This window comes from Sphingomonas montanisoli (assembly GCF_008274695.1).
Lineage (GTDB): Bacteria > Pseudomonadota > Alphaproteobacteria > Sphingomonadales > Sphingomonadaceae > Rhizorhabdus > Rhizorhabdus montanisoli.
This window is the reverse complement of the sequence record NZ_VTOU01000001.1, coordinates 882,713-906,178: the sequence shown is the minus strand read 5'-3', so window position 1 is coordinate 906,178 and position 23,466 is coordinate 882,713. Positions and strand designations below refer to the sequence as shown.

Here is a 23,466-nt window from a genome sequence, read left to right as displayed (position 1 = left end):
TATCATGGGTTGGTATATTGGCCGCCATTGACCATCAGCAGCGCGCCCGTGACGGGGGCGGCCCATTCGGACAGGAAAAAGACCACCGATCGCGCGCATTCCTCGTCGGTGGGCATCCGACCCAGCGGGATCATAGCGTTGAGCTCCGCAGTCCATTGCTCGGGCGTCTTGCCGCGTGCCTTGGCGCGATCGTCGAAGCCGTGGCGCATCGGCTCGCCATCCATCCAGCCCATCAGCGCGCCGTTGACGCGGATGCCGCGGCCGCCCAGCTCGGTCGCGAGCTGGCGGGTTGCCATGTCGAGCGCGGCCTTCGGGATGCCATAGCCGCCCAGGCCCACGGTCGGGATGCGCGTGCTGAGCGTGCTGACGTTGACGATCGCGCCCTTGCTTTTTTCCAGATGCGGGATCGCGGCCTGCATCAATTCGAGCGCACCCCAGAAGGTGACGTCGAACGCCTTGCGCCACGCCTGCAGATCGGACTCGGCGAAGAGGCCGACCTCGTGGCGATAGGCGCTGTTGACCAGACCGTCGATGCCGCCGAAGCGATCGACGGCCGCCTGGATCAGCGCCTTGCACGCGGCGGGATCGGCGACGTCGGTGGGGACCGCGATCGCCTCCGCCCCCAGCGCCTCGACCTCGCCGAGCACCTTGTTCAGGAACTCGGCCGATCGCGCGCCGAGGACGAGCTTCGCCCCCTGTTCGGCGCACAGTTTCGCCAGCTGCTGCCCCATGCCGGGGCCGACGCCGCTGATGACGACGGTCTTGCCGTCGAGCAGGGGGCCGACGTTCACAGCTGATCCGTGTAGGTATCGGTGCCGGGGATCGTCGACAGGAAGGGCGACGCGAAGCTGACGCGGCCGAGGCCGGCATCGGCGAACGCCTTGCCCAGCGGCGCATAACGCTCGGCCCACACTTCGCGCGGATCCTCGATCGAGAAATAGACGAGCACGACATGCTCGCCCGATCCGACCGGCACGTCCTTGGGGCTGTCGCCCAGCAGCGGCAGCGGATCGGCGATCAGCGCGACGTCGCCGGGGCAGGGGTTGGCCGCGAGATAGTCGCGCACCTTGTCGACGGTGACGCCCTCGGCGAGTTCGAGCTTCAGGGTGGCGATGCCGGCATAATGGCGGTCGAGCGCGAGTTCGAGCGGCATCGTGCTGCCCGGCGCGTTGAACTCGCCGGCATAGCGATAGAGGCCGGTGTGGACATGGTCGCGCTCGAGGAACATGCGGCCGTTCGAGTGGAGATAGTTGACCTGCTTGGTCGCCCACGCGTTCCAGTCGTCATGATGCTCGTCGAGCACCCAGTAGATCGCGATATAGCTGCCCTTGGCGGGATCGATATCGCCCGGCTGCCCGCCGCCATAGCGCAGCGCCTTGCAATCCTTGGTCGCGACATAACGGCCGCCCGCGAACTGATATTCGCCAATCATGCAGCCGCTGTAGAAATGGTCGCGCTCGTACCAGCGGTTGTAGGCGACCTCATAGCCGGCACGCGGGTTCACGATGGTGTAGAGCAGCGACCCCACCCGGATCGGCCGATCCGCGCGCGGCAGATCCGGCTTGCTGTAACGGTCTTCGCTGACACCCATGTTCCCGCTCCTATTTCGATGATTTGTACCGCTGGGTAGCGATCCCACGGAGCGGCCGAAATGCGCGGTGCGGGGGCTTCCGGCGATACGGAACATCCTCATCCTCCCCCCTGGTGGGGGAGGATTGTAGGGGTCACCGTCCCAAAAATACCGGCGCCCGGCGCTCCATGAAGGCGGCGGCGGCTTCCTTGCCGTCGTGGGACATGCTGGCGGCGACGTTGGTGATGGCTTCGTTCGCGATGAGGTCGCTGTAATTGGCCGTCTCGGCGGTGATCAGGTTCCGCTTGATGCCGGCATAAGCCATCGTCGGGCCCGCGGCCATTTCGGCGGCGAGGGCAGCGACGTGGGCGTCGAGTTCGGTATCGTCGATGACCTGGGTCGCGAGGTTGATCGTCAGCGCGCGCTGCGCGTCGATCTTTTCGTCGAGCAGGTAGAGCGCGCGGGCGGCGGCGGGGCCGACGATCTTGGTGATGAGATAGCTGCCCCCCGGATCGCCGCAGCGCCCGGCCGAGACGAAGCCGCCCCGGAACATGACGGTGGTCGATACGATGCGCAGGTCGCACGCGGCGGCGAGGATCAGGCCGCTGCCGACGACGGGGCCGCGCAGCGACGCGATCACCGGTTTTCCCATGCCGCGGATCAAAGCGAAGATCTCCGCATCGCGGATCAGCTTGGCGGCGAGCATGTCGAGCCGGATCGGGGCGTCGGGCGCATCGTCCGACGCGCGCAATTCCCACGCGGCCGCGTCGACGCCGCTCAGATCATGCCCCGCGCAGAAGCCGCGCCCCGCGCCGGTGATGACCACCGCGCGGATCGCCGCGTCGAGGTTCGCGCGTTCGAGCTGCTCGCGCAGGCCATCGATCATCTGGCTGGTCATTGCGTTCAGCCGGTCGGGCCGGTTGAGCGTGAGGGTCAGGACGCCCTTGTCGAGCGTGTGGAGAAGGGGCGTGTCGCTCATGCCTTCTTCAATTCCTCGAGGCCCATCAGGACCATGTAGTCGTTCTGGACGAGCGCGCTGGCGTGGCCGAGCTGGTGGATGTCGAAGCACGCCTGGAGCGCCGACTGCTGCCCCATGATGTCGGTGGTGACGTTGACGGCGCGCTTGGCCATTGCGAGCGCGTGGGGCGGCATCTTGGCGATCTGCTGCGCGAGCTTGTCGACCTCGGCCCACAGCTGATCGGTGGGGACGACGCGATTGACCATGCCCAGACGTTCGGCGGTGGCCGCGTCGAGCGCGCCCGCGGTGAACAGCATCTCCTTCGCCTTGCGCGCGCCGACTTCCCAGGTGTGGGCGTGATATTCGACGCCGCCGATCCCCATGCGGACCACCGGATCGCTGAATTTCGCATTGTCCGCCGCGACGATCAGGTCGCACGGCCAGGCGAGCATCAGGCCGCCCGCGATGCATGCACCCTGGACGGCGGCGATCGACGGCTTCGGCACGTCGCGCCATTTGCGCGAGAAGCCGAGATAATGCTTCGCCTCCCAATTGTGCAGGTTGAGCAGGCCGGTCTTGCGGAAATCGCCGCTGATCTCGGCATAGCTCTTGGCGTTCGCCTCGCTCTCCGAAAGATCGTGCCCGGCCGAAAAGTGGGGGCCGTTGGCGCGCAGGACGATGACCTTCACCTCCTTGTCCTCGGCCGCCTTCGTCCACAGCGAGTCGAGCAGTTCGAGGAAGGGCTGATCCTGCGCGTTGCGCTGTTCGGGGCGGTTCAGCGTGATCGTCGCGATGCGATCCGCGACTTCGTAGAGAATGACGTCTTCCATGGCTGCGCTCCTGCTCGTTGCCCGCCTGATAGCCATGCGGGATCGGCGCCCGCACGGCTCGTGCCGTCGATTCCGGCCCTGCGGAATCCCGGCCGCTCTTTCGGCTGTCGATCCTACCCCCAAACGGGGGCGGAAAAAGCGCGGAATGTAGCGGCATATAGTCGTGGGGCCCGCGCCGACTCGGCTTGAAGACCGATCGAGCGGGGAGCATATTGGCCAAGGTGAGGTAGCCGCAGAGCCACCCGCTTTTTAGGATGTGGGAGAGGGACATGGGTGAATGCACCGCGATCACCGCGCAGCGTCCGCTGGGCGCCGGCGACCGGGCGAGCGTGAAATCGGCGCTCCGTGCGCTTGATGTGATCGAATATTTCTCCGCCAACGCAACGCCCGCGCGCACCGTGGACGTCAGCGAGGCTCTTGGAATTCCCAACAGCAGCGCCGACGAAATCCTGCGCACGCTCGCCAAGCGCGGCTATCTCTGTTTCAACCGCACGACCAAGCGTTACGCGCCGTCCTACAAGATCGTCGGTACCGCCAACGCGATCGAACAGGGCTTTTTCGGCGGCGACCGGTTGCGCAGCCTGATGACCAAGCTGCGTGACGAGACCGGCGCGACCGTGTGCCTCACCACCCAGAACGACTGCTGGATCGAAAGCGTCGCCGAAGTGCGTGGCGACTGGCAGGGGCATACCCAGCCACTCGATTTCGAGCGCGAGCTGATCTGCTACGGCGAGGATGGCTGGCGTCCGGCGACCAATTTCTCGGGCGCGCTGCTCGCGTGGCACAGCAATGGCGAGATCATCGAACTGGCCGATCGTTCGCGTGAGATCGGCATCGGCCCGCGCGCGCCGTCGTTGATGAAGGAACTGATCGACCGGGTCAGCCGCATCCGCGCGCGGGGCTTCGCGCTCTGCCAGCGCAACGACAGCGTCCAGGTCGACTCGATCGCCTGCCCGCTGCGCGTTCCCAATGCGGTGACGCCGTTCGCGATCGGCATCCTTGGCCAGCACCTGTTCGATAATGAGCGGGACAAGGCGAAGATGGTGTCGACCGTGCAGGCGGTGATCGGGGGCCGGGCCTGATTTTCTAGATCCTCCCCGGCACGGGGAGGGGGACCATGCGCAGCATGGTGGAGGGGGCTTGAGGCGGGCGTTGTCGCTTGTGGCGAACCCCCTCCACCGCTTCGCGGTCCCCCTCCCCGTGCCGGGGAGGATTTTTAGCTCGCCCTTGGCAGCCCCAGCGCCTGTTCCGCGATGATCCCGCGATGGACCTCGCTGGTGCCGCCGTAGATCGTCTGGCCGATCGCCTGGCGCTGCTTCTCCTCGATCTCCGCCAGCGCGGGGGTGGCGTGGAGGAGGGAGTAGGGCGCGGTGAGGGCGACGAGGTCGGCGCCGTCCTCGACGAAGATTTCGGTGGAGAACATCTTCGCCATCGGCCCGGTCCAGCGCGTCGCCTTGCCATTTTCGCCCGCCCAGGTCGCGCGGCGGCTCAGCACGTCGGCGAGCGCGAGGCGCGTGGCGGATTTGGCGAGGCGTGCGCGCGTCGCGCGGTCGTCGATCGGCTTCGCGCCGTCGGAAGCCGGCGTGCGGGCCCAGGTGAGTGCGGCATCCATCAGGCTGTAGTGGAAGACATGATAGCCCTCGCCGCCATGTTCGATCGACATGGCCGCCGCCATCACCTGCAGCCCGCCGTCGACTTCACCCAGCCGGTAGCGGTCGGGGATGCGGACATTGTCGTAGAAGGTGATGTTGGTCCGCTCGTCCTGCATCGTGTGGACCGGCTGGATCGCGACGCCGGGCAGCGACAGCGGCACCAGGAAGATGGTGAGTCCGCGATGCTTGGTCTGCTGCGGATCGGTGCGCGCGAGCATCAGGACATAGTCGGCCAGATGCGCGCCGGTGGTGAACATCTTCTGCCCGTTGATGATCCAGTCATCCCCGTCGCGATCGGCGCGGGTGCGGGCGGCGTACATGTCCGAACCTGACTCGGGTTCGGTGAAGCCCAGGCAGGACAGAGCCTCGCCGCTGCGCAGGCGCGGAAGGATTTCGGCCTTCAGTTCGGGCGAGCCGAACTTCATCGTCATGTAGGCGCCCATATTGGTGATGCCGACGGGGATGCGCCCCCAGCGATATTCCTCGAACACGCGGCCGAGCGCGGTGATCTCCAGCCCGCCGGCATCTTCGCCGCCAAACTCGCTGGGCCAATCGGGAAAGAGCAATCCCGCCGCGCCGAGTTTCTGGTGGAAATCGGGATCGTGGCCGTCGGTGCCATGATGTGCCTTGGCGCGCAGCTCGGGCGTGAATTCCGCCTCGAAGAAGGCGCGGACACGGGCGGCGAGCGCCTCGGCCTTCGCGCCGAAGCCGAAGTCGATGCCCGGATCGCCCGCATCGGGGAGGGCGGGGCTGACGCCGGCCCACAGGCGGTCGCCCGCTTCGGCCAGCTGCCGCTCGGGATCGCCGCCGATCAGCGCGCGATGCTGGATCGCCGCAAAATAGAGGCTGACATCATATTCGAGGCTGAGGCCATAGCCGCCGAAGGTGCGTAAAGCGCGGCGGACGGCGGTGCGGGCGCTGGTCGCGGTCCACCATTCGAGCATCGCGGGGAGGGCGGCGGCATCGTCGGTGCCCTCGGCGATCGACCAGATCGCGCGCCACAGCAGCAGGCGGGCGGCCTCCAGATCGGTCGCGCTGTTGGCCAGCGGGTGGGCGATCGCCTGGAACGACCCGATCGGCCGGCCGAATTGCGAGCGTTCGCGGGCATAGTCCGATGCGAGTTCGAGCGAGCGGACGCCCGCGCCGATCAGCCAGCTCGCGCGCAGCAGGCCGCGCTCGATCGTCGCGGCTTCGAAGGCACGGACGGCCTCGGCACCTTGGGCCAGCACGGCATCGCCGGCAAGGATGCGGTCGCCGTCGAGGTGGAGGATTACAGCGCCATCGCCGCCCGCCTCATATGCGCCGAGCAGGACGGGTACCTTGTCCATTCCCTCGAGCAGCGCGTCGGCGCCGACGGTCGCGAGCAGGCGTGCCGCCGCGATGCCATCCTCGACCGGAATGGGCGCCAGTTGCCGCCCGGCTTCCTCGCACAGCAACGCCGCGTCGAGCAGGCCGGCGTCGAGCCCACCCTTCGTTTCGGGCACGCGCACGCCCAGGAAACCGAGAACGGTCGCCGCGCGCCACAATTTGGCGGAAAACCGCGCCGGCTCGATCGCGCGGACATGCTCTGGCCCCGCTTCATCCTCGAAGAAGCGGCGCGCGGTATCGCGCATCATGGTCTGCTGTTCGGTCAGATCGAGATTCATGCTATATCCTGGAAAATCGATCGGGCTTTCCGCGTCGGCGCGGCCTGCTGTCAAACGCAGGCCGGGGTGTTCCGTGCTTGTGGAAGCAGGCGTCGAACCGTGGAGACGAATGCCCGACCATAATAGGGCGAACGGGTGACGATGCGCTTTCATGCGCCCAGCCGGCCCACGGAGATGACCGATGAACCGTATGCTTCCCTTCCCCGTCTATGACGCGGACAATCACTTCTACGAACCCGAGGACGCGATCCTCCGCAACCTGCCCGCCAAGTGGAAGGGCGAACTGCAGTTCGTGACTGTCGAGGGGCGCAAGAAGCTCGCCATCGGAGGGCAGATTTCACAGTACATGCCGAACCCGACCTTCGAGCGCGTCGCAGCACCAGGTTCGCACCTCGATTACTACAAGGGCAAGAACCCCGAAGGTAAGACGATCCGCGAAATGGGCGGCAAGCCGATCAGCCCGCCCGACAGCTTCCGCTACGGCAAGGACCGCATGGGCGTCCTCGACGAGCAGGGCGTGCACGCCGCGATGTTCTTCCCGACGCTGTTTTCGGCGATCGAGAACCGCATGTCGTACAATCACGACCTGCTGCACGATGCGCTTCATTCGCTCAACATCTGGACCAGCGAGGAATGGGGTTTCGCGCGCGACAACCGCATGTTCGGCGTGCCGATCATCTCGCTCGCCAACATGGATCGCGCGGTCGCCGAACTCGACTGGATCCTGAAGGAAGGCGCGCGCACCGTCTGCATCCGCCCGTCCCCGGTGCCGGGCTATCGCGGTTCGCGCTCGATGGGCCTGCCCGAATTCGACGCGTTCTGGGCGCGGATCAACGAATCGAAGATCTTCGTGTCGATCCACGCGGCCGACACCGACTATAACAAGCTGATCGAGATGTGGACCGGCGGCGGCGAATGGCTGCCGTTCGAACCGAGCCCGCTGGTCGAGTGCTTGCGCACGATCGATCGCGCGATTTCGGATACGCTGGCCGCGATCATCTGCGACGGCGTGTTCGATCGCTTCAAGGACGTCCGCGTCGTCAGCGTCGAAAATGGCGCGACTTGGGTGCCCTCGCTGCTGCAGACGCTCAACTACGTCCACAGCAAGATGCCGCAGAAGTTCAAGCGTCACCCGGTTGAGGCGTTCCACGAGCACATCTTCATCGCGCCGTTCGCCGAGGACAACTTCCTCGAGCTCGCCAAGCATGTCGATACGTCGCGCATCCTGTTCGGCAGCGATTGGCCGCACCCCGAAGGCACGGCCACCCCGCTCGACTTCGTCGACGAACTGGAGGGCCTGAACATGGGCCAGGTCGAACAGATCATGAGCACCAACCTCAAGGGCCTGCTCGAAGGCGCGCGGAACTGATCGCGATCTAAATCCTCCCCCTGCGGGGGGAGGACATTAGCCCGGCTGCAGCCAGTCCGCTTCGGTGACGCTGGCCTCCTCGCGCAACTTCTTGCGATAATTGGTCGGCGACAGGCCGAAATGGCGTGTGAAGCTGCGCACGAAGGCGGCGTCGGACGAATAGCCGACCCGCGCGGCGATTTCCTTCGCCTTCATCCGTCCTTCGCCCAGCAGCCGCGCGGCGAGGTCCATCCGTAGCCGCGCGACCGAATCCATCGGCGTTTCTTCTCGAATCGCGCGGAATTTCGCGGCAAAGCCCGATCGCGACATGCCGACATGGCGTGCGAGCCGCTCGACCGACCAGGGGCGGCCGGGATCGGTGCGCACCGCCTCCATCGCCTGCGCGACCGCGGCGGCATCCGCGTCGCCCGGATTGAGCAGCCCTGGATGCGCAACGAAAAAGTCGCGCAGTTCGCGCACCAGCAGCAGCTCGGCATAGCGCGTCAGCGAGATCGATGCTCCCGGCTCGCGCGATGTATGGTGCAGCGCGCGCGAGGCGTTGGTCGCCGCTGCCGGGTCGGTTTGGTGGGCGCGGGTGCCCAGCATGATCCCCGGCAGCATGCGCAGGGGCGGGATGCTGGCCGGCCAGTCGACGCGCAGCCGGCCGATCAGGATGACCGCCGTCGGGATGCCCCGAATCTCGCCGACGTCGACGGTGGGCAATATGTCGTGGTCTTCGATCTCGTCGAAATAGCGCAGCGGCTCGATCGGGCCGCTGCCGATGCGGGCGACATGGGGAATGCCCTGCGGCAGAAGCGCACAGCCGCCTGCGCCGATCTCGGTCGGTTCGCCATTGGCGACAGTCAACTGCAACGTACCCCAGATGACGAAATGCACGGTCACGTCATCCGATGCCGGCATGCTGAATCCGCCCGTCCGGTCGACGCGCACGCGCACCCACTGCGCGCCGATCGATACGACGTCGCGCAATATCCGGGACAGATTGATAGGTGGCTGGGCCGATGCGGCCGGCATGTCCACTTTACGGCCTCGACTGTTCGAACATGCGGTGATGATAGGCCAAATCGGGCGCTTAGCACCATAGGGCGATGACATGCCCCGCATAAGGCCCCTTTGGGGGCATATCCTGTCTGGTCGTGGCCAGTGACTACACGCCGATCCGGAACGCACGTCGCCGATCTTGCATAAGGGGCCGCTTGACCTAGGCTGATCGCAAACAAGCCAAAAGCGGAGAGAGACGTGGACGAACAGGCGTTCGACTTCATCATCGTCGGCAGCGGGGCGGCGGCGATCCCGGCGGCGATCGCGATCAAGGACCGTGGACTGAAGCCACTGGTGATCGAGAAGACCGAGTTTTTCGGCGGTTCTACATCGATGTCGGGCGGTGTGGTCTGGATCCCCAACAATTCGGTGGCGAAGAAAGCGGGCGTGCCCGACGATCCGCAATCGGCGCGCACCTATCTCGACGCCTGCGTCGGCGATGTGGGGCCGGCGTCGTCGAATGCGCGGCGCGAAGCCTATCTCGCCACCGGCCCGGTCCTGATGGACAAGCTGATTGCCAAGGGCATGGAGTGGGTCCATGCCGAGGGCTATTCGGACTATCACGAAGGCCAGAAGCCCGCCGGAAACGCGCGCAGCCGATCCCTGGTCGCGCCGATCTTCGATGTGCGAAAGCTCGGCGCGTGGCGCAACAAGCTGCGCCGCACCGTCTTTCCGCCGATGATGATGCACGAGGCGGGGCATGCCGGGCAGAACGGGCGCACGCTGGCCAGCGTCGGCATGATGCTGCGCGTCGGATCGCGCATGATCCGCAACGCGCTGGGCGCCGACCTGGTCGGCGCGGGAAGCGCGATCCAGGGACGGCTGCTCGAGATCGGGCTGCGCGAGGATATCCCGATCTGGCTCGAGACGGTGATCGACCGCTGGATCGTCGAGGACGGCCGCGTGACGGGGCTGGAGGTGACGGTCGACGGCGCGAAGAAGCGGCTGAGGGCGGAGCGCGGCGTGCTGATCAATGCCGGCGGCTTTTCGCACAATGCGAAGCTGCGCAGCGCCGAGCAGCGCCAGCCGAACGACGGATCGTGGAGCCACGCCAATCCGGGCGACACCGGCGAGGTGATCGAGGCGGCGATCGAACTGGGCGCGGCGACCGCGCTGATGGAGGAAAGCTGGTGGGTGCCTGCATCGGAGATGCCGGGCGGGGCGCTGGGCATGCATCCGTTCGACATGACCAAGCCGCATTGCATCATGGTCGATGCGACCGCGCAGCGCTTCGTCAATGAATCGACCAGCTATATGGCGATCGGCATCGCGATGTACGAACGCAACAAGGTGGTGCCCGCCGTGCCCGCCTGGCTGATCATGGACCGGCAGCTGATGGACAAGTGGCGCTGGGCGAACGTCAACGGCAAGCCGCCCCAGGCATGGATCGACAGCGGCTATATGATCGAGGCGGACAGCATCGAGGCGCTGGCCGCCAAATGCGGGCTCGATCCCGCGGCGTTGCGAACGACGGTCGACCGCTTCAACGGCTTCGCCGACAGCGGAGTCGATGCGGATTTCGGACGCGGCGGCAGTGCCTATGATCGCTGGCAGGGCGATTACAACCTCAAGCCCAATCCCAATGTCGGCCGGATCGAGAAGGGGCCGTTCCGCGCTGTGCGGATCGTGCCGGGCGACGTCGGCACGGCGGGCGGGCTGATGACGGACGAGAATGGGCGCGTGCTGCGCGCCGATGGCTCTGCGATCCCCGGCCTATACGCGACGGGCAACTCGACGGCGTCGGTGTTCGGGCATAGCTATCCGGGCGCGGGCGCCAGCATCGGCGCCTCTATGATCTACGGCTATCGCGCCGCGCTCCACGCCGCGGGCGCCAACGACATGGGAGCCGCCGCATGACGAAGCTTGCCGATTATCAGGATCGCTTCCCCGACATCCGCTTCCGCCGCGAGGACGGGATCCTCGAAATGACGATCCACCGCAATGGCGGCACCGCATTGTGGGGCTTCAGCCAGGGCGGGATCCACGAGCAACTGGGCGACGCCTTCCATGCGGTCGGGCGCGATCGCGAGAACCGGGTGGTGATCCTGACGGGGACGGGCGACGTCTTTCTCGACAGCTTCGATCCGGCCGACTTCGAAAATCCCGAACCGTGGGACGCGGCCTTCCTCGATCGCATCTACAAGGAGGGGAAAGACCTCCTCACCAACCTGCTCGATATCGAGGTGCCGGTGATCGGTGCGGTCAATGGCGCGGCGCATATCCACGCCGAACTGCTGCTGCTCTCCGACATCGTCGTGGCGGCGGAGGGCGCGACCTTCGCCGATCATGCGCATGTTCCCGGCGGCGTGGTGCCGGCGGACGGCGTGCATGTGATCTGGCCGATGCTGCTGGGGCCGAACCGCGCGCGATACTTTTTGCTGACCGGTGAAGTGATCGACGCGGCCGAGGCGAAGCGGCTCAACTTCGTGGCCGAGGTGGTGCCGCGCGAAGACCTGTTGCCGCGCGCGTGGGAATTGGCGCGGATGCTGGGGAAGAAGCCGACCCAGATGCTGCGTTACTCGCGCGTCGCGCTGACGCTCGATCTGAAACGGCGTATGCTCAACGATTTGGGCCACGGCCTGCTGCTGGAGGGCGCGGCGATCATGGGAGGCACCGGCTGGTAGCCTCGCTGATCCGCCATCTCCCCTTCTTCGCGATCGCGGCGGAGGAGGAGAATTTCCAGCGCGCGGCGGTGCGCCTCCGCATCAGTCAGCCCGCGCTGTCGAAACGCATCCAGGATCTGGAGGCGAGCCTGGGCGTGCGCCTGTTCGAACGGAGCAAGGGGCGGGTGGTGCTGACCACCGAGGGGAAGGCTTTCGCGCGCGAGGCGAAGGTGCTGCTCGACGGCTTCGACGCGGCGGTGCGCGATCTGCGCCGGGCGGCCGCCGACGCGCCCGAACTGCTGACGATCGGCGCGAATGAGCAGGCGATGCGATCGGCCGGGCTGACGGGGGCGCTGCGGGCGTTTCGCGATGCCCATCCCGAAATCGGCGTGACGCTGAGCCTGATGGGATCGGCGTCGCAACTCAGCGCGCTCAAGGCCGGACAGGTCGACGCCGCGATCCTCTATATCGCCGAGGATGATCCGGCGTGGGCGCATAGCCGCGAAATCCGGCAGGATGATCCCTTCGTCATCGCGCTGCCCGACAATCATGCGCTGGCGGGCGCGGCGACACTGCGGATCGCCGATCTGGCGGGCGAGGATCTGATATGGCCGTCGGGGGATTCGTCGCCCGCGCTCCACGCCGATCTCGATCGCGCGTGGCGTGCGGCGGGGGTCGAGCCGCATGTCGCGGTCGAGATATTGAGCGCCGAAGCCGCGCTCAATGCGGTGTCGGCGGGGCTGGGGATCGCGGTGGTCCGCGCGTCCAATGCGGGGCGCGAGCCACCCGGCGTGGTGCTGCGCCCGATCGCCGATCTCGACATACGCTCGACCCTGCGCCTGGCCTGGCCGCCGACGCCGTCGCGGGCGCTTGGGCTGTTCAGAGACTTTCTCGACGGCTGGGGCGCTTAGGCTACCCGGTTCGCATAGTCCTTCGCACGCTGCGCAAGCTGTGCCTTGCGCTCGTGGTGGGTCAGGTGCCGCGTCTCGGGGGGCAGAACCGACTTGAGATCCGCCAGCTTGACGATCTTCGCGCTGCGCACCGTGCCGTCGGTCGAGGTCGTGCCCTTGGGAAGCCCCTGCCAGCGGACCTGATAGGTGCCCGCATCGATCCCGTCGGTGTCGAGCCAGTTGTGGACGCCGGGATCCTTGGCCGAGATCACCAGAGTATAGGTGCCGTCCGCGTTGCGATCGGCCTGGTCGCCGGTGAGGCTGCTCTGCTTGGTGACGTAGTTGCGGGCGACCGACCAGGGATCGCACAGCTGGAAGTTGAAGTAGCGCGCGCCGATCGCGTCGAGCGTGACCACCCAGGCTTCGTCGGCGCCCAGCTTGAAATTGCCCTGCTGGGTGCAGCCCCAGCCGGTGACGCGCAGCCACGGCTGCGGCACTTCGTTGACCGGCCGCGCATAGACATGGCTGACGACCCAGGCGAGCCAGTAGGGCGTGATCATATCGAGCATTTCCGCCGCACGCTTTGCCAGCGCGGCTTCGTCGCCCAGGCCCGGACCCGAGGGTGGATCGAGGCGGCGTATGTCGAGGCGGACGGGGCGCTCGACCGACCAGTCGGACATGGAATCGCGGCCGAGCAGGTGAAGCCCCTTCATGTCGGCGGGCGTCGTGATGTGGTTGGGGCGGCCGTCGGCGGGGGTGCTGTCGATCGTGATCGTGAAGCTGCCGTCGGGTGCGATCTCCAGCGTGTCGCTGCTGGTGCCCGACAGTTCGGCCATCGTGCCCTTCTCGTTCATCGCCTGGGTGATGCCGGGGATCGAGCGGAAGAGGACGAGGGTGTGCTGCTGCGGCGCTTTGCCGATGACCTGGCCCTTGATCTCGTAACGGACCCCGCCATCGACCTGCGCCATGCGGTAGATATTGTCCGGGTTGTCGAGGCCATAGCCTGATCCGGGTACGTCGAGGCCCATCCACTGATGTTCGGCGCAGGTCGACCAGAGGAGATAAGGATTGTCCGAATCCTCGATCGTCGCGAACAGGGCGGCCGTCATCGCGAAATGCGACGAGGCGCGCTCGATCGACGCCTTGCCCGCCGCGGTCTTGCCGAGATCGTGGTCGGCGTAGAGTTTGCGCACGCGGGCGAGCGCGTCCTGCATCGGCTGGCTCGCAAGGATCTTGAGCGCGAGGGCTTCGCGCTCGCGCTGGCCGGGGGTGGCGAGGATCGTCTCGGTCATTTTCTATCTCCTCAGGCGATCTGGTCGCCGAAGCGATCGATGTAGAAAGCGAAGTCCGAGCGGATGCGCTCGGGTGTCAGACCGAACTGCTCGGCGGTATATTTGTGCGAACCGTGCGCGCCGGTGGCGTTGGTGTCCGAATAAGCGCGCACCGCATCGGCATAAGCGGGGGTGAAGGGCAGGCCGAGGCCGTCATAGGTGGCCTCCAGCGTCGCGATCGGATCGCGGTTGAGCGCGTTCTGGCTCATGTCGACGAAGCGATCCTCGCCCAGCCGGTCGCGATCGGCCATCGCGGTCTTCATGCCTTCCAACAGGTGGGTGTAGATCTCGTTCGCGATCACCGGCATCCCGATCCGGTCGACCGTGCCCTTCGGATAAAAGTGGGTGACGAAGCTGATGTAGGACGGCAGCGTCTTGGCCGGATCGCGGTGGGTGAAGACGTAGCGGACATCCGGATAGACCTCCGCGATCTGGGCCATATGGAATTTGTAGTGCGGCGCCTTGAGCAGCCAGGGGCGGGGCATATGATGCGCCTGCAGGATCTGCAGCGCCTTCTTGTGGAAGGCATAGGCTGGCCGCGCATCGGCCGCGCGCCACCAAGTCCGATATCCGCCCACGGGCAACGTGTTGTGCTGCGCCATGAAGCCGAGGCCGATGATGTCGTGATCTTCTTCGGTTGCGTCGATCTCGTACAGGTGCATCGCCATCTGGTCGGGGTTGGCCGCGACGAAGCTGCTCTGCCGCTCGATCGTGGCGATGCGGCGCGGGTCGTTTTCCTTGTCGCCGGCGAACTCGGTGTACCAGGGGTCGATCTGCTCCCAAGGCGGCAACGCCCGGAATTGCGGATCGAGCGACATCATGTTGGCGAGCGCGGTCGTGCCGGTGCGCGGCAGCCCGGTTATCATGATCGGATCGGTGATGTCCGCCGACTGATGCTGGCTGTGCCACGCCTCGACCCGCAGGCGGCTGACGAGCCGGCGGACGAGAACGTCGAGCACGCCGATGCGGGACGGCTCGTCGAGCTGCGCGTCTTCATCGAGGCTCTGGAGCAGGCGGGCGAGGCCGACCTTGAAATCGGGATCGCCGAAGTCGTCGAGGCCGGTGCGCTCGCTCGCGGTGGCCAGCAGCGCGTCGACCGGGGGCCATCCGTCCTTGAGATGCGCGAGCATCTTCGCATCGGGCGCGCGCGCCTGCAGGACCAGCGTGACCATCCACCTCTCTCCCTTATCGTTGGCCGGAGGGATGCGGCTGTGATGCATTCCGCGCAAGTCGGAGTGGTGAGCCTACGCCATTCCGGAAGTTGCGCCGCCCCCCGCTATCGGCAAAGGTGGAATGGATTATAGATGGCTGTGCGACGGCAGATCGCGTCACCAACAAGGGAGAGAGTTATGTCCAAGACGGTACGAATTGGCGGGGCTTCCGCCTTTTTCTCGGACAGCACCCTCTCGGTCGCGCAGCTCCTGGCGGCGGATCCGGCGCCGCAATATCTAATGTTCGACTTCATGTCCGAAGGCACGATCGGGATGATGGCGCGCAGCCTCGCGGTCGATCCCGACGGCGGTTACATGCGCGATTTCGCGACCGTCCACATCGCCAACAACCTCAACGACATCGTCGCCAAGAAGGTGAAGCTGATCGCCAATGCGGGCGGCATGAATCCGAAGGGGTGCGCGGCCTTCGTCGAAAAGCTGCTCAAGGAACGCGGCGTCGACCTGAAGGTCGCCTATGTCGAGGGCGACAATCTGACCGGCCGTGGTGAGGAGATGCGCGGCATCAAGGAGATGTTCTCGGGCGCGGGCTTCCCCGAGAAGGTGGACAGCATCAACGCCTATCTCGGCGCCTTCCCGATCGCCGCCGCGCTCGATGCCGGGGCGGACATCGTGGTGACGGGGCGCTGCGCGGACAGCGCGCTGGGCCTCGGCCCGCTGATCCACGAATTCGGTTGGAAGGCCGATGAGTGGGACAAGATTTCGGCGGGAACGCTGGTCGGCCACCTGCTCGAATGCGGATGCCAGGTGACGGGCGGGACGTTCACCGACTGGGAGGACGTGCCCGACTGGGTCGACATCGGTTACCCGTTGGCGGACGTCTCCGAAGACGGATCGTGCATCATCACCAAGCCAGAGGGGACGGGCGGTTTGGTGTCGGTGGGGACCGTCGCCGAGCAGCTGCTGTACGAGGTCAGCGATCCGCAGGCCTATATCGTCGCCGACGTGGTCTGCGATTTCTCCGACGTGAAGCTGGAGCAGGCGGGCAAGGACAAGGTGAAGGTGTCGGGCGCGCGCGGCTATCCGGCAACCGACAGCTATAAGGGCGTCGCGAGCTATCCGATCGGCTGGCGCGGCACCTACAGCCAGGTGATCATCGGCATGGACGCCGCCGCCAAGGCGAAAAGGATGGGCGAGGCGCTGGTCGAGCGCGGGCGCAAGATTTTGCGCGGGCGCAACATCGCCGAGTTCGATCGCGCCGACGTCGACATGATCGGATCGGAATTCGCCTATGGCCCGGCGGGCAACAGCGGCGCGCGCGAGGTGATGATGCGCGCCTCGGTCGATCATGCCGAACAGGCGCCGGTCGAACTGTTCCTGCGCGAGGCGAGCGCGACCACCTCCGCAATGGCGCCGGGCGCGACCGCGACGAGCGGGCGGACGCTGGTGCCGCTGTCGAAGCTGTTCCTGTTCCTCGTGCCCAAGGCGAATGTCGAGGTGAAGGTGACGGTCGCGGGCAAGACTATGGTGATGCCCAAGGCCGAGGCGCATCCGTTCGACCCCGCCACGATCGCGCGGCCGACACGGCCCGAACCGGTTGCGGCGGGCGCGGGCTGGGCCGAAGTGCCGCTGATCAAGCTCGCCTGGGGACGCAGCGGCGACAAGGGCAATCTGTTCAACGTCGCCGCGATCGCGCGCAAGGATGCATACCTGCCATACATCCGCGCGGCTCTGACCCCGGAGAGCGTCGGCCAGTGGTTCGGGCATCTCTACCCGGAGGGTGTGAAGCCGCGCGTGACGATGTTCGACGTGCCGGGATTCAACGCGATCAACTTCGTCGTCCATGACTCGATGGACGGCGGCATCCTCGTCTCCCCCAAGGTCGACAGCGCGGCGAAGGGCATGGCCCAGCAACTGCTCGAAATGCCGATCAAGGTGCCGGCGGAACTGGCCTAAACTTCATCCTCCCCCGCCAGGGGGAGGTGGCGCCGAAGGCGACGGAGGGGGAGGATATGATGATCCGGAGTTGGTCGCTGTCCTCCCCCTCCGTCAGCTAAAGCTGACACCTCCCCCTGGGGGTGAGGATTATAAGGCCCGTCCAGCGATGAAGCCGCCGACCCGGTCGCAGGCGGCGCGCAGCTTTTCGCCCATGGCGATCACGGCGTCGCCGGCGATCGGCTTGACGAACCCGGCGAGGCTGAGGCCGAACGCGACCTTGCCCGGTGCGCCGAACACAGGGGCGGTGACGTAGGCAAGGTTGTAGCTGTCACCCGGCACGATCGCCGACTGGGCATAGTCGGTCATTTCGGGGCGGTTCTGCAGCGAATGGGCGACCCCTTCGTCGTCCAGCGGCACGGTGCGCACGCCGAACGTATAGCCATGCGTGCGCAGGAAGCCGAGCGAGGCGAGCACGCGATCGCGCTCCGCCGCATCGAGCGGAGGATTGGCCTCGGCGATCCAGCGGTCGAGTTCGTCCTGTTGCCAGGCGTAGAAGATGCCCCCCAGCGGCGCGCGTGTCGGCGTCGCCACCAGATAGCGCGCATTCCAGTTGACGTGTGATAGCGCGGCAGCGCGCTCGCGGATCACCGCCTCGCCATTGAGCAACTGATAGGCCGAGCAGACTACGTCGAACTCGTCGGCGAGCAGCCGCATTTCGGGCCGTGCGACCTGCATCACCAGCGCGGGCGCGAGCGACGCCTGCGCCATCCGCGCGAGCGCGGGGCCCAGCACATAGGTCTTACCCATCGTGCGATAGACGAATTCGGCCTCGGTCAGCGAGATCAGGAGGTTGTGGCAGGTCGCGCTGCTGATCTTCAGCGACTTGGCGATCTCCGTCAGCGTGAACGCCTGTTCGGGATGGCTGGCGAGGAAATTGAGCACCGCGACGGCCCGCGCGACCGGCGGGGACATGTGCGGAGCGGGAGCGGATTTGGCCATATCGCAACGGCGTAGCAAGCACCGCAACCGAGCGCCACTGGATCGGGTAGATAATGTTCTCGATATTTCGAAAAGAAATTGTGGAATCATTGACAGGAGCTTTCGCGCCCCGCATGGATCGCGGCGAAACCGAGCTTTTGGGAGAGAGCAAATGGCCGGGCTGGAACTGATCGACGCCGATGCGCATGTGAATCCGCCGCCGACCTTCTGGGACGATTATCTGCCCGCCGCCTTCAAGGATCGCGGGCCGAAGATTGAGGAAGGTGCACCGGGCGAGGCGCATGACTGGGTGGTGTTCGAAGGCAGCCGCAAGCCGCTCAACCTGCAGGCGACGACGGTCGGGCAGGGTCGCAATTTCCGTCCCAACGGTCGGCAGAGCGACGTTCAGGCGGGCAGCTGGGAACCGGCCGCACGCCTGCAGGATATGTCGAAGGACGGCGTGGGCCGCGCGGTGCTGTTTGGCGGCGGGCCGCTCGGCGCGCTCGACAACGATCTCTATATCGCCAGCTTCGACGCCTATAATCGCTGGCTCGCCGACTTCTGCGCCTATGACGCGAAACGGCTGGTGGGCGTCGCCTATCTGCCGATGCAGGACATCGACCAGTCGATCGCGATGCTGAAGGATGCGGCCAAACGCGGGCTGAAGGCGGTTAACATCCCCGCTTTCCCGCAATCGAAGAAGGGCACGGCGGGCGGCGGTTTCGCGGCGCAGGTGCTGGCGCTGTCGGGCGATCCCGACGGCGACCTGCAATATGACAATCCGGAGTTCGATCGCTTCTGGCAGGCGTGCGTCGATCACGACATGGCGATCACGATCCATCTGGGCGCCCGCGTCGCGCGGCCCAACATGACCCGCTTCCTGCCCAATCTCGTCATGTCGAAACTGTGCATGGCCGAGCCGATCTCGATCATGATCTTCGGCGGCGTCTTCGATCGCTTCCCCAGCCTGCGCTTCGGATCGATCGAAAGCGGGGTCGGCTGGATGTCGTGGATGGCCAAATATATGGACGACATCTACGACAACCAGCGCCACTGGCTGCAGCTCGATCTCAAGGAGCGGCCGAGCTTCTACATGGATCAGAACGTCTATGGATCGTTCATCCGCGATCCCGTCGGCGTCCTCAATCGCCACCTGCCCGGGGGCAAGAACATCATGTGGTCGACCGATTATCCGCATTCGGAAACGACCTGGCCGGATTCGCTCGCGGTGATGGCCCAGCAGTTCGGCGGGCTGAGCGAGGCCGAATATCGCCCGATCGTCCACGACAATGCGATACGGTTCTTCGGCTTGGCAGCCTAGCGCAACCGCAGCAACCGCCGCGCATTTTCGCCCAGGACGGCCGCTTTCTCCGTGTCGGTCAGCACCGCGCAGTCGCGGATCTGGTAAACCGCCTCGGCCCAGGTGTAGCGGCCGCGCGCCTGGGTGATGTCGCTGGCCCAGACAATGCGGTCTGCGCCGAAGGCGTCGATCATCCGGCGCATGGGGCCGTGCATCTCGATATGCGGATAGGGGCCGGGGGCGACGAACAGAGGCCCCTTGCACCATTTGATATGGAGGTTGGGATGTTCGGCGAGCGCCAGCACGCGCACCAGTTGCTGCTCGCCGCGCACGGCATCCTCGTGCGGCATCGGGAAGCCCCAATGGTCGAGGGTGACGGTCAGGCCAGGGAAGCGGCGCAGATAGGGCATGATCGTGTCGACCCGGCCCGACAGGAAGGCGAACAGCGGCAGTCCTGCACGCTCGGCTGCGGCGAAATAGGGATCGAAGCCGCCGCTTTCGAATGCGGCCCAATCGGTGTCGCGCAAGGTTGGCGCGATCTGGGTGGCGACGACGCCGGGGCTCGCCTTCAACTCGCCCATCCGATCGTCGATCGCGGGATCGCGCCAATCGACGCGGGCGATGATTGCGAATCGTGTCGGATGCGCCGCCACCGCGCGATCGGCGAAGGGGTGCGCGAAGCGCTGCGCGCCGCCGGGCAGGGGGGTGGCGTTGGGATCGGGATCGTTGAGGATGTCGGGCGCGGCGCGCTCGTCGATCAGGGCCATCGTGATGCCCACCGCGTCCATCGCGGCGATGGCGCGCGCGATCAGGGCGTCGGGATCAGCGCCGATCCAGTCGTCGCTCAGCCGGTTGAGATGGACCTGCGTGTCGACAATATGAAGTCTGTCAGCTTCTGGCATGTCAGGAGGCGGCTTTGCCCGAAAAGCCGATCGCATCGCCGCCTGGATCGAAGCCGAACAGCTCCATCGCGATGTCCATCGAACTCTGGAAGGTCGGGATCGGCCGCTGGCGATCGGCGCTCATCACCGCATCCTGATTGTCGCGCAGGCTTTCGATCGTCATCGCGGGGTTCACATAGCCCTCGGTCTCCGAGAACAGGGTCCGCGCCACGCGCCCACCGCCGACCACGAAGGTCTCGCCGCTGATCGTGCAGTCTGGGTGCGCCAGCCATGCCACCAGAGGCGAGACGCGTTCGGGCCGCATCGTCGCGGTGAACCAGTCGCGGAAGGCGGAGGCGGGCATGTTATCGGACATCCGGGTCGCGCCCGCAGGGGCGATCGCGTTGACGCGGATCGCCTGCGTTGCCCCTTCCTCCGCCAGCGCGCGGGCGAGGCCGAGATAGCCGGCCTTGGCGGTAGAATAAGGCGTGCTGCGCGGCAGGCCATACATCGCGGTCGATCCGGTCAGGATCACGCTGCCGCCACCCTGTTTCTGGAAATGCGGCCACGCCTCCTGCACCAGCGCGTATCCCGCGCGGACGTTGACGCCGAGTTGCTTGTCGAGCCGGTCGAGACTTTCGCCCTCGAACGGCATCGACCCCAAGGTGAAGCCCGCATTGTGGACCAAAGCGTCGATCCGCCCGAACAGGTCGATCGCGCGGCGCACCGCATTGCGCGCGCCCTGCTCCTGCATCAGATCGGCGCTGTGGCCCTCCACAGTGCCGCCCAGCGCGCGGATCGCAGCGACCGCCTCGGCGACGATGCTGTCATCGCCGCCATTGCCGTAGAGATCGATCCCGACGTCGGAGATCAGCACGCTCGCCCCGCGCGACGCGAGCAGTTCGGCATGCGCCCGCCCCATGCCGCGCGCGCCGCCGGTGATCAGGACGACACGCCCGTCGAAGCGCAGTTCTTCACTCAAATCCCGTATCCGCCCGCCACCGCGATCTGCTGCCCGGTGACGTAGCTTGCGCGGTTCGAGGCGAGGAAGACGACGGCGTCGGCGACCTCCTCGGGCTTGCCGAGGCGCTTGAGTCCCTGACGCGCATAGGTCGCCTTGATCCATGCATCGTCGAACACGCCCTGTTCCTTGAACTTCAGGAACATGCCCGCCTCGATCACGCCGATCAGGACGGAGTTGGCGCGGATGTTGAAGCGGCCTTCCTCCTTCGCGACGCCCTTCACCAGCGCCTCGTTCGCGGCCTTGGGGACCACCGACAGCCCGTCGCGATTGGCCCAGGCGATGTCGCCGGCCGACCCCAGATGGACGAACGATCCGCCGCCACCCGCCTTCAACGCAGGAGTCGCGGCGCGCACAACATTGTAGAAGCCGTGGACCTCGACATCGATCGCCTCGTGCCAGGCCTCGTCCGAATATTGGGTGATGTAATCCTGCACAGGCAGCGCACCGGCGACGAAGACGACGCTGTGGAGCCGGCCGAAGCGCGCGACCGTGTCGGCGATCGCCTTCTCGATCTGCGCGCGATCGGTGACGTCGGCGGGGAAGGCGGCGGCGTGGACGCCCAGCCCCTCGATCTCCTTCACCACTTCGTCGGCGCGGGCGGCGTTGCTGCGATAGGTGACGGCGACGTTGGTGCCCGCTTCGCCGAAGCTGCGCGCGATCACGCTGCCGATCCCGCCGCTGCCCCCGAACACCAGAACCGCACCTTCGGGGAAATCACGTCGTCCGGTCATCCTGCATCCCTCAACTTGAACTTCTCGACCTTGCCTGATGCGTTGCGCGGCAGGGCTTCGACGAAGCTGATCGTGCGCGGCACCTTATAATTGGCCATATTGTCGCGCGACCAGCCGATCAGCGCCTTGGCATCCTTCGCAGCACCAGGGCGGGCGACGATGTAGGCATGGCCGACCTCGCCCAGCCGATCGTCGGGGGCGCCGACGACGGTGACTTCGGCGACTTCGGGATGCTGGATCAGGATCTGCTCGATTTCGGCCGGATAGACGTTGAAGCCGCCGCAGATGAACATGTCCTTGGCGCGATCGGTGATGCTGATGCAGCCATCGGCGCGCATCACCCCGATGTCGCCGGTGCGCAGCCAGCCGCCTTCGACGATCGCCTCGGCGGTGCCGACCGGATCGTCGAGATAACCGCGCATCACGTTGGGCCCGCGCACCCAGATCTCGCCTGGCTCGCCCGCCGGAACGTCACGACCGTCGACGCCGACGGTGCGCACCTCCATGTCGGGGATCGCGCGGCCCGATGTGTGGGCGATCGTCTCGATATCGTCGTCCGGCTCGCACATCGACACGGTGCCGCAGGTTTCGCTGAGGCCATAAGCCGTCACGACGCGATCGAAGCCGAGATCGTCGAGGATGCGCTGGATCAGCACGGTCGGCACTGTGGTCGCACCGGTGACGGCGAGGCGGAGCGACGAGAGGTCACGCCCTTCGCGCGGGCTGTCGAGCAGCGAGGTGAAGATCGTCGGCGGGCCGGGGAGCCAGCTGATCTTGTGCTCCTCCAGCATGTCGACCGCCTTGGCGGGGTCGAAGCTGAGAACGGGAAACAGGGTCGCGCCGCGCAGGATCGCGCACAGCCAGCCCGCCTTGTAGCCGAAGCTGTGAAAGAACGGGTTGATCGACAGCAGCCGGTCCGCGCTCGTCAGGCCCAGGCCGCGCGAATAGATGTCGTAGCAGCGGATGTTCTGCCCGTGGGTGGTGACGACACCCTTGGGATTGCCGGTGGTGCCCGACGTGAAGAGGATGTCGCAGACATCCTCGCCGTCGAGGCTGCCGAGGCGTTCCTCATAGGCTTCGCGACTGACGCCCTCGCCTTCCTTCAGGAACGCCGCCCAGCCGTTCGGCGCTTCATCGTCGTCGAGCAGGACGACGCGTTCGAGGCAGGGCACGTCCTCCCCCGCGATCATCGCCGGATAGTCGTTGCCCAGGAAATTGCCGACGGTCAGCAGGATGCGCGCGCGGCTCTTCTTCAGGATATAGGCGGCCTCGCGGCCCTTGTAGCGCGTGTTGAGCGGCACCACGGCCGCGCCGGCCGCCTGCAGGCCCAAAGTCGCGACGATCCAGCGGTCGAGATTGGGCGCCCAGATCGCGACCCGATCGCCGCGCTTCACCCCCGCCGCGATGAAGGCGCGGGCGGCGGCCTCCATCCGCCGGGCCAGTTCGGCATAACCGATCGCTTCGCCGCCCGGGGTCGATATCACGATCTTGTCCCCATAGGTCCGCGCGCTTTCCAGCGCGACGTGGGGGATGGTGGGGCAGTCCATAGAGGCCT

The 23,466-nt window shown here is 66.3% G+C and carries 20 protein-coding genes; 7 read left to right on the top strand and 13 right to left on the bottom strand.

The window, feature by feature from the left end; all coding sequences use genetic code 11:
• Window positions 1-2 precede the first annotated feature (2 nt).
• From FYJ91_RS20515 to FYJ91_RS04550, 4 genes are all read right to left on the bottom strand, one after another.
• Window positions 3-791: an SDR family oxidoreductase gene (locus FYJ91_RS20515; protein WP_181008347.1), complete on the bottom strand. Its 789-nt coding sequence runs from the start codon at window positions 789-791 to the stop codon at window positions 3-5.
• Window positions 788-1,591 carry a hypothetical protein gene (locus FYJ91_RS20510; RefSeq protein ID WP_181008346.1) on the bottom strand — a complete coding sequence of 268 codons (804 nt, stop codon included), beginning with the start codon at window positions 1,589-1,591 and terminating at the stop codon, window positions 788-790. Before FYJ91_RS20510 ends, FYJ91_RS20515 begins: the two co-directional genes overlap by 4 nt.
• Before the next feature lie 133 nt (window positions 1,592-1,724).
• Window positions 1,725-2,549 carry an enoyl-CoA hydratase-related protein gene (locus tag FYJ91_RS04555; protein WP_149521062.1) on the bottom strand — a complete coding sequence of 275 codons (825 nt, stop codon included), beginning with the start codon at window positions 2,547-2,549 and terminating at the stop codon, window positions 1,725-1,727.
• A complete protein-coding gene (locus FYJ91_RS04550) occupies window positions 2,546-3,358 on the bottom strand; it encodes an enoyl-CoA hydratase (protein WP_149521061.1) in 813 nt (270 codons plus the stop codon). The genes FYJ91_RS04555 and FYJ91_RS04550 overlap by 4 nt, the downstream gene beginning before the upstream one ends.
• A gap of 269 nt (window positions 3,359-3,627) precedes the next feature.
• On the opposite strand from FYJ91_RS04550, the gene FYJ91_RS04545 reads away from it, so the two are divergent.
• Window positions 3,628-4,440 carry an IclR family transcriptional regulator gene (locus FYJ91_RS04545; protein ID WP_149521060.1) on the top strand — a complete coding sequence of 271 codons (813 nt, stop codon included), beginning with the start codon at window positions 3,628-3,630 and terminating at the stop codon, window positions 4,438-4,440.
• Between the two features lie 134 nt (window positions 4,441-4,574).
• On the opposite strand, the gene FYJ91_RS04540 is transcribed toward FYJ91_RS04545, so the two are convergent.
• Window positions 4,575-6,656 carry an acyl-CoA dehydrogenase family protein gene (locus FYJ91_RS04540; protein ID WP_181008345.1) on the bottom strand — a complete coding sequence of 694 codons (2,082 nt, stop codon included), beginning with the start codon at window positions 6,654-6,656 and terminating at the stop codon, window positions 4,575-4,577.
• 181 nt (window positions 6,657-6,837) lie between these two features.
• Between FYJ91_RS04540 and FYJ91_RS04535 the strand changes: the two genes are divergently transcribed.
• Window positions 6,838-8,025: an amidohydrolase family protein gene (locus FYJ91_RS04535; protein WP_149521058.1), complete on the top strand. Its 1,188-nt coding sequence runs from the start codon at window positions 6,838-6,840 to the stop codon at window positions 8,023-8,025.
• Window positions 8,026-8,061: 36 nt separating this feature from the next.
• Here the strand turns inward: FYJ91_RS04535 and FYJ91_RS04530 are convergent, their stop codons facing one another.
• Window positions 8,062-9,039 (bottom strand): AraC family transcriptional regulator, encoded by a 978-nt coding sequence (locus FYJ91_RS04530; protein ID WP_181008344.1) that lies wholly within the window; start codon window positions 9,037-9,039, stop codon window positions 8,062-8,064.
• A 225-nt stretch (window positions 9,040-9,264) separates the two neighbouring features.
• On the opposite strand from FYJ91_RS04530, the gene FYJ91_RS04525 reads away from it, so the two are divergent.
• From FYJ91_RS04525 to FYJ91_RS04515, 3 genes are read left to right on the top strand one after another with little or no spacing between them, the layout of a single operon-like run.
• Window positions 9,265-10,923 carry an FAD-binding protein gene (locus FYJ91_RS04525; protein WP_149521056.1) on the top strand — a complete coding sequence of 553 codons (1,659 nt, stop codon included), beginning with the start codon at window positions 9,265-9,267 and terminating at the stop codon, window positions 10,921-10,923.
• Window positions 10,920-11,690: an enoyl-CoA hydratase/isomerase family protein gene (locus FYJ91_RS20865; RefSeq protein WP_149521055.1), complete on the top strand. Its 771-nt coding sequence runs from the start codon at window positions 10,920-10,922 to the stop codon at window positions 11,688-11,690. The genes FYJ91_RS04525 and FYJ91_RS20865 overlap by 4 nt, the downstream gene beginning before the upstream one ends.
• The gene (locus FYJ91_RS04515) at window positions 11,684-12,580 is read left to right on the top strand and encodes a LysR family transcriptional regulator (protein ID WP_281290569.1); all 897 of its coding nucleotides are present in this window, start codon (window positions 11,684-11,686) and stop codon (window positions 12,578-12,580) included. The genes FYJ91_RS20865 and FYJ91_RS04515 overlap by 7 nt, the downstream gene beginning before the upstream one ends.
• On the opposite strand, the gene FYJ91_RS04510 is transcribed toward FYJ91_RS04515, so the two are convergent.
• Both FYJ91_RS04510 and FYJ91_RS04505 read right to left on the bottom strand, forming a co-directional pair.
• Window positions 12,577-13,851 carry a DUF1214 domain-containing protein gene (locus FYJ91_RS04510; RefSeq protein ID WP_149521053.1) on the bottom strand — a complete coding sequence of 425 codons (1,275 nt, stop codon included), beginning with the start codon at window positions 13,849-13,851 and terminating at the stop codon, window positions 12,577-12,579. The genes FYJ91_RS04515 and FYJ91_RS04510 overlap by 4 nt on opposite strands.
• Before the next feature lie 11 nt (window positions 13,852-13,862).
• On the bottom strand, window positions 13,863-15,062 hold the full coding sequence (locus tag FYJ91_RS04505) for a sulfotransferase family protein (RefSeq protein WP_181008343.1): 1,200 nt from the start codon (window positions 15,060-15,062) through the stop codon (window positions 13,863-13,865).
• A gap of 177 nt (window positions 15,063-15,239) precedes the next feature.
• On the opposite strand from FYJ91_RS04505, the gene FYJ91_RS04500 reads away from it, so the two are divergent.
• Window positions 15,240-17,015, top strand: coding sequence for an acyclic terpene utilization AtuA family protein (locus FYJ91_RS04500; protein WP_149521051.1), 1,776 nt, complete (start codon window positions 15,240-15,242; stop codon window positions 17,013-17,015).
• Window positions 17,016-17,144: 129 nt separating this feature from the next.
• Here FYJ91_RS04500 and FYJ91_RS04495 read toward each other — a convergent pair whose 3' ends face one another.
• Window positions 17,145-17,996 carry an IclR family transcriptional regulator gene (locus FYJ91_RS04495; protein WP_181008342.1) on the bottom strand — a complete coding sequence of 284 codons (852 nt, stop codon included), beginning with the start codon at window positions 17,994-17,996 and terminating at the stop codon, window positions 17,145-17,147.
• Between the two features lie 151 nt (window positions 17,997-18,147).
• On the opposite strand from FYJ91_RS04495, the gene FYJ91_RS04490 reads away from it, so the two are divergent.
• A complete protein-coding gene (locus FYJ91_RS04490) occupies window positions 18,148-19,296 on the top strand; it encodes an amidohydrolase family protein (protein WP_149521049.1) in 1,149 nt (382 codons plus the stop codon).
• Here FYJ91_RS04490 and FYJ91_RS04485 read toward each other — a convergent pair.
• From FYJ91_RS04485 to FYJ91_RS04470, 4 genes are read right to left on the bottom strand one after another with little or no spacing between them, the layout of a single operon-like run.
• Window positions 19,293-20,177, bottom strand: a complete 885-nt coding sequence (locus tag FYJ91_RS04485) for an amidohydrolase family protein (RefSeq protein WP_181008341.1) — start codon at window positions 20,175-20,177, stop codon at window positions 19,293-19,295. The genes FYJ91_RS04490 and FYJ91_RS04485 overlap by 4 nt on opposite strands.
• Before the next feature lies 1 nt (window position 20,178).
• A complete protein-coding gene (locus FYJ91_RS04480) occupies window positions 20,179-21,138 on the bottom strand; it encodes an SDR family NAD(P)-dependent oxidoreductase (protein WP_149521047.1) in 960 nt (319 codons plus the stop codon).
• A complete protein-coding gene (locus tag FYJ91_RS04475) occupies window positions 21,135-21,911 on the bottom strand; it encodes an SDR family NAD(P)-dependent oxidoreductase (RefSeq protein ID WP_149521046.1) in 777 nt (258 codons plus the stop codon). The genes FYJ91_RS04480 and FYJ91_RS04475 overlap by 4 nt, the downstream gene beginning before the upstream one ends.
• The gene (locus FYJ91_RS04470) at window positions 21,908-23,458 is read right to left on the bottom strand and encodes a FadD3 family acyl-CoA ligase (RefSeq protein WP_149521045.1); all 1,551 of its coding nucleotides are present in this window, start codon (window positions 23,456-23,458) and stop codon (window positions 21,908-21,910) included. The genes FYJ91_RS04475 and FYJ91_RS04470 overlap by 4 nt, the downstream gene beginning before the upstream one ends.
• Window positions 23,459-23,466: the final 8 nt, after the last annotated feature.

Coding starts and splice junctions, on each gene's coding strand:
- FYJ91_RS20510 (WP_181008346.1), bottom strand. CDS start 1,591: ATGGGTGTCAGCGAAGACCGTTACAGCAAGCCGGATCTGCCGCGCGCG.
- FYJ91_RS04555 (WP_149521062.1), bottom strand. CDS start 2,549: ATGAGCGACACGCCCCTTCTCCACACGCTCGACAAGGGCGTCCTGACC.
- FYJ91_RS04550 (WP_149521061.1), bottom strand. CDS start 3,358: ATGGAAGACGTCATTCTCTACGAAGTCGCGGATCGCATCGCGACGATC.
- FYJ91_RS04545 (WP_149521060.1), top strand. CDS start 3,628: ATGGGTGAATGCACCGCGATCACCGCGCAGCGTCCGCTGGGCGCCGGC.
- FYJ91_RS04540 (WP_181008345.1), bottom strand. CDS start 6,656: ATGAATCTCGATCTGACCGAACAGCAGACCATGATGCGCGATACCGCG.
- FYJ91_RS04535 (WP_149521058.1), top strand. CDS start 6,838: ATGAACCGTATGCTTCCCTTCCCCGTCTATGACGCGGACAATCACTTC.
- FYJ91_RS04530 (WP_181008344.1), bottom strand. CDS start 9,039: ATGCCGGCCGCATCGGCCCAGCCACCTATCAATCTGTCCCGGATATTG.
- FYJ91_RS20865 (WP_149521055.1), top strand. CDS start 10,920: ATGACGAAGCTTGCCGATTATCAGGATCGCTTCCCCGACATCCGCTTC.
- FYJ91_RS04510 (WP_149521053.1), bottom strand. CDS start 13,851: ATGACCGAGACGATCCTCGCCACCCCCGGCCAGCGCGAGCGCGAAGCC.
- FYJ91_RS04505 (WP_181008343.1), bottom strand. CDS start 15,062: ATGGTCACGCTGGTCCTGCAGGCGCGCGCGCCCGATGCGAAGATGCTC.
- FYJ91_RS04500 (WP_149521051.1), top strand. CDS start 15,240: ATGTCCAAGACGGTACGAATTGGCGGGGCTTCCGCCTTTTTCTCGGAC.
- FYJ91_RS04495 (WP_181008342.1), bottom strand. CDS start 17,996: ATGGCCAAATCCGCTCCCGCTCCGCACATGTCCCCGCCGGTCGCGCGG.
- FYJ91_RS04490 (WP_149521049.1), top strand. CDS start 18,148: ATGGCCGGGCTGGAACTGATCGACGCCGATGCGCATGTGAATCCGCCG.
- FYJ91_RS04485 (WP_181008341.1), bottom strand. CDS start 20,177: ATGCCAGAAGCTGACAGACTTCATATTGTCGACACGCAGGTCCATCTC.
- FYJ91_RS04475 (WP_149521046.1), bottom strand. CDS start 21,911: ATGACCGGACGACGTGATTTCCCCGAAGGTGCGGTTCTGGTGTTCGGG.
- FYJ91_RS04470 (WP_149521045.1), bottom strand. CDS start 23,458: ATGGACTGCCCCACCATCCCCCACGTCGCGCTGGAAAGCGCGCGGACC.